This is a genomic window from Ferroglobus sp. (assembly GCF_015521575.1).
Taxonomy (GTDB): Archaea; Halobacteriota; Archaeoglobi; order Archaeoglobales; family Archaeoglobaceae; genus Ferroglobus.
The window spans coordinates 1-4,193 of sequence record NZ_WANY01000237.1; the positions used below are offsets into that span (position 1 = coordinate 1).

Genomic DNA, 4,193 nt, shown 5'->3' on the forward strand with positions numbered 1-4,193 from the left:
CAACAGAACCCGTTCAGGTGGGTGATGTATTTAAAATCAAGGTTGAGGATAGCTTAGCCGGAGAAGCAGATGCGCTGGCATTTTCAACAGCTTATGCAATAGCCATACCGGAACTCTTAACTTTTGCCCTCGTTGGCGCTGGGGTGGCGGTAATTTTTGTAAGTAGAAAGTACTGAATTTTAAATTTCATGAAAATTAAATACTATTTTATTTTGATCCTAATTTCTGCTGTAGTTTTTATATATCTACACCCTATCGAAATTTTGGACGAAAATCCCGATCAAAAAGCATCTCTTTCGGACTCAAAAACGGTAAAGAAGACTTCGAAAAGGAAGGAGAGGGCGTTTCTGGTTGAAATTCTAAGCGTCGAGGAAACCGGTACATTTAGCAGAAAAATTACGGCGAAACTCACAAACAAGGACGGGTATGCAAGGAATGTTAAGGTTAGCTTGGAGTTGCTTGTTGACGGTGAGCGGGTGAAAGTTAACGGTCGGGAGAAGCTGGAAGTTGTTGTTGGCGATATCAAGCCGAACGAAAGTACCGTTAAAACAGTTGAAATATCGGTGAGCTTCTTCGACGGACTGAAAATCAAAAGCAAAGGTTACGTAGATGTAAAGCTTACGATAAGCTGGGATGGTGGCAGGGAGGTTATGAGGAAGAGGGTTTACGTCTAAGGGTGGTCGGATGAGGAAGTACGCTCTTTTCGGACTCCTACTATTACTTATAATCACCGCAGAAGCTTTGATAACAACGCATAAGGTTGCAAGTTTGCTGCTGCACTTCGTTGTAGTTTTTACGGTGCTTTTCTACATTATTTCTGGAAAGGAGCGGGTTATTTTACCTCTCGCCCTACCTTCTGTCCTTAGGATAGTTAACTTTTCCATGCCAGTGTTCTTTCCTTACACTGTGTACTGGTTTCCGCTCGTATATACTCCCATATTCGCTTCGGTCTACATCGTCATTAGAACGTTGGGCTTGAGTGCTGCAGATGTTGGATTCAGTGCAAAGAATTTGCATTTGTACATTCCACTCGGATTGCTAACGGGTTTTTTGATGTCTCTTGCTGAGTTTAGAATACTAAAAACGGAACCACTCGTTTCGGATCTTAGCATTAACAGTGTTTTGACACTCTGCATCGTTATGTACGTTTTTGTCGCCCTTGCAGAGGAGTTAGTATTTAGGTCGGTTCTTCAAACGTGTCTTGAGAAGGAATTCGGATTGTTCATCGGCTTACTCATCGCTGCTTTAATATTTGGAAGCATGCACATGAGCTACGGACTTTCGAGTTTCGCTTTCGCTCTCCTTGCCGGACTTTTCATAGGGTACGTATTTCAAAAAACCAGAAGCTTGCCGTTTGTCGTTGCAATTCATGGAACGGTTAATGTTATGGTGTTCGGAATCTTCCACTTTACGGGTACAGCACTTCCACTGTTTTGAAAAGAACTATCGCAAAGAATACGAAGAGGATCGGTAGAATTTGAGCATTCAAAGCAGATTCTACCTCCTTTCCATAGTAACTTGATGCCGAGAGAATTTCCTTGATCGACAGCAGTAGTATTAAAAAAGCTGTAGCGTAGATACCACCCCAAGTTAGACCAATTGTGGTTGTTGCTGAAAATCCACCTTCTGGGGTCATGACGTTTACGAGTGTAATCATTTTCTTACGGCATTTTTGTCTTCTTTATTAAACCTTTTGGTTCGGAAACTGTTAACAACAACCTCGACCCCAGTTAGTACAATGCTTATCATAGGTCACGTAGCCCTAACAACGTTTGTATTATACGTAGCCAATTTCATCAGGAGAAGAAGAGACTTTACAATAGCATTTTTCGGATCTTTATTGCCGGATCTCATAGACAAACCTCTTGGCTTTCTAATTTTTCAGGGATTCGGAAATGGAAGACTCGTCGCTCACACGCTGCTTTTTAACGTACTAATGCTATTAATTTTTCTTGTTTTCAGGTCGAATCTCCAGTTTAGACTTGGAGGAAATCCGGTAATTCTTCCCGTTGCCAGCATGCTCCATCTCGCGGAGGACAGAATGTGGGAGGACCCGTCTTTGCTGCTCTTTCCTTTCATGGGAGATATACCGCTAAAGCCAACATTAACACTGATTGAGCGGATTTACAACATTATAAATTCCTATCGAAATCCCTACATCTTCCTATCAGAAATGATCGGGGCAATTCTGCTATACTTTCTCTACAAACTTTACAGAAGAGTGGAAAATTGATGTCACTCTACAACGATGTTCAGGTTTAGGCTGAGAATCTTTCCGTTCATGGCGTCTAAAATCCTTTTTTCGGCTACAGTTCCCGCGTAATCGGTGCGGTTTTCGGGTAGAGGCGGGGCTTTATCTTTGAAAAGTAGGAACCACAGCTTGTACTTACCCTTCCTGTGAACCGAAAAGTTGTACATCTTTTCCCACTGGGGTTTCCAGCTCTCCGTTGAGATGTCCATGTGATCGAGCGTTACGTTAAACGAGTCGAGGAGATACATGTGGTTGATTACGGTCTTGTTTCCCTCTATCGTAAGGTTGACGAGCCAGACTTCAACGATGTAGTTAACCTTCCGATATTCGTGATTGGCTATGCCAATTATAACCGCAGCGCTTTCGTTGACCTTTAGTTTTTTTGGATAACCTTCAGCCTTTCCGCTCGGACCGAGGATGTAAAACTCCGTAAAATTCTCGCCTCTTTTCGGGGTAATTGCAATGTACACAGTACCAGCTATGCATGCAGCCAGTACTACAATAAGGAGGATCGTGAGGATTCTTTCGCTTTTTTTCGTTACCATTTCGTGGAGGTTAAATCGTACTGTCGTAAATATTTTTTGTTCTAACGAACAGTTTCGTTAGAAGTACGTGACAATTTTTCTGCGAGTACATAAGTTTACGTTTAGAAAGATTTATTTATGCTCTATTATCTCATTGGCTATGTAGGGTGACGTTATGCCCGAGGTTTCCGTTGTGATACCATCGCTCAACGAGGAAGATACGATAGGCATATGCATAGAGAAGATTAAGAAGATTTTTAAGGAGCACAATATCGACGGGGAAATAATAGTAGCGGACAACTCGACGGACAGGACTCCGGAGATAGCAAGATCTTTAGGAGCGAAAGTCGTTACGCCAGACAAAAGGGGATACGGATACGCATATCTCTACGGATTTAAGTATGCGAGGGGAAAGTACATTGTTATAGGTGATGCCGATAACACTTACGATTTTCTCGAAATACCGAAGTTGCTGGAGCCGCTAAGAAAAGGAGAAGCTGATTTAGTTATAGGTAGCAGGTTTAAGGGAAAAATTCTGGAAGGAGCAATGCCCTGGCTTCACAGATACATCGGCAACCCTCTCCTAACGTTTTTATTGAATTTCTTCTTTAAAGCTGGTGTAAGCGATGCGCATTCCGGTTTCAGGGCGTTTACAAGAGAAGCTCTCGAAAAAATGGATTTAAAATGTCACGGTATGGAGTTTGCGAGTGAAATGATAATAGAAGCTGTAAGAAAGGGTTTGAGAATCGTGGAAGTTCCGATAACTTACTACCCTCGAACCGGTGAATCGAAACTCAGGTCTTTCAGCGATGGATGGAGGCACTTAAAATTCATGCTGATAAGGACACCGAAGCACTTATTTTACATTCCAGGTTTTTTGCTTTTTATCACGGGCTTCGTACTTGTCGTACTCATGAGCGTTACTAAAATTAGGATCGGAGGTTTTTCGTTGGGAATACACTCGATGATTGCGGCATCGTTTATGTCGATCGTGGGCTATCAATTAATTTTCTTGGGACTTTTTTCGTCGGTATACGGATACTTGGTTGGAGCGATAGAGTACGACAGGATAACGAAACTCATAAAAGAGAAGATTACCCTCGAACGCGGGATACTCCTTGGACTGTTCGTTTTTCTTGTCGGATTCTTTTACACACTGCTAATTCTAAATAAATGGATTTCGAGCGGATTCAGGGATTTGCCTCTACTTAACCAAGATATATTCGCATTTACGTTGATGATCATAGGGCTACAGACGATATTCTTCTCGTTCTTCCTGAGCATCATGAGTGAGTTGTAGAAGCATTCAATTTTATTTAGCATATTTTTTACCTGTTCGTGTTCTCAATCATATTTGCAAACCCCAGTAAAATTTAAATATATTGTAATGCTAATTGTAATGAGGTGAATCGCACATG

At 41.8% G+C, this 4,193-nt stretch carries 6 protein-coding genes; 4 read left to right on the top strand and 2 right to left on the bottom strand.

The window, feature by feature from the left end; translation table 11 throughout:
• The first annotated feature begins 263 nt into the window (after positions 1-263).
• Both F7C14_RS09510 and F7C14_RS09515 read left to right on the top strand, forming a co-directional pair.
• Complete coding sequence (locus F7C14_RS09510; RefSeq protein WP_290902262.1) at positions 264-674, top strand: hypothetical protein; 411 nt, start codon at positions 264-266, stop codon at positions 672-674.
• A 10-nt stretch (positions 675-684) separates the two neighbouring features.
• Positions 685-1,437 carry a type II CAAX endopeptidase family protein gene (locus F7C14_RS09515; protein WP_290902264.1) on the top strand — a complete coding sequence of 251 codons (753 nt, stop codon included), beginning with the start codon at positions 685-687 and terminating at the stop codon, positions 1,435-1,437.
• Here F7C14_RS09515 and F7C14_RS09520 read toward each other — a convergent pair.
• Positions 1,409-1,657: a hypothetical protein gene (locus tag F7C14_RS09520; protein ID WP_290902266.1), complete on the bottom strand. Its 249-nt coding sequence runs from the start codon at positions 1,655-1,657 to the stop codon at positions 1,409-1,411. The two genes, F7C14_RS09515 and F7C14_RS09520, sit on opposite strands and share 29 nt — an antisense overlap.
• Before the next feature lie 81 nt (positions 1,658-1,738).
• Here F7C14_RS09520 and F7C14_RS09525 point away from each other — a divergent pair, with 81 nt between their 5' ends.
• Complete coding sequence (locus F7C14_RS09525; RefSeq protein ID WP_290902268.1) at positions 1,739-2,233, top strand: metal-dependent hydrolase; 495 nt, start codon at positions 1,739-1,741, stop codon at positions 2,231-2,233.
• Between the two features lie 2 nt (positions 2,234-2,235).
• Here F7C14_RS09525 and F7C14_RS09530 read toward each other — a convergent pair whose 3' ends face one another.
• Positions 2,236-2,829 carry a DUF1616 domain-containing protein gene (locus tag F7C14_RS09530; RefSeq protein ID WP_290902272.1) on the bottom strand — a complete coding sequence of 198 codons (594 nt, stop codon included), beginning with the start codon at positions 2,827-2,829 and terminating at the stop codon, positions 2,236-2,238.
• A gap of 121 nt (positions 2,830-2,950) precedes the next feature.
• On the opposite strand from F7C14_RS09530, the gene F7C14_RS09535 reads away from it, so the two are divergent.
• The gene (locus F7C14_RS09535) at positions 2,951-4,075 is read left to right on the top strand and encodes a glycosyltransferase (RefSeq protein WP_290902270.1); all 1,125 of its coding nucleotides are present in this window, start codon (positions 2,951-2,953) and stop codon (positions 4,073-4,075) included.
• Positions 4,076-4,193 lie beyond the last annotated feature (118 nt).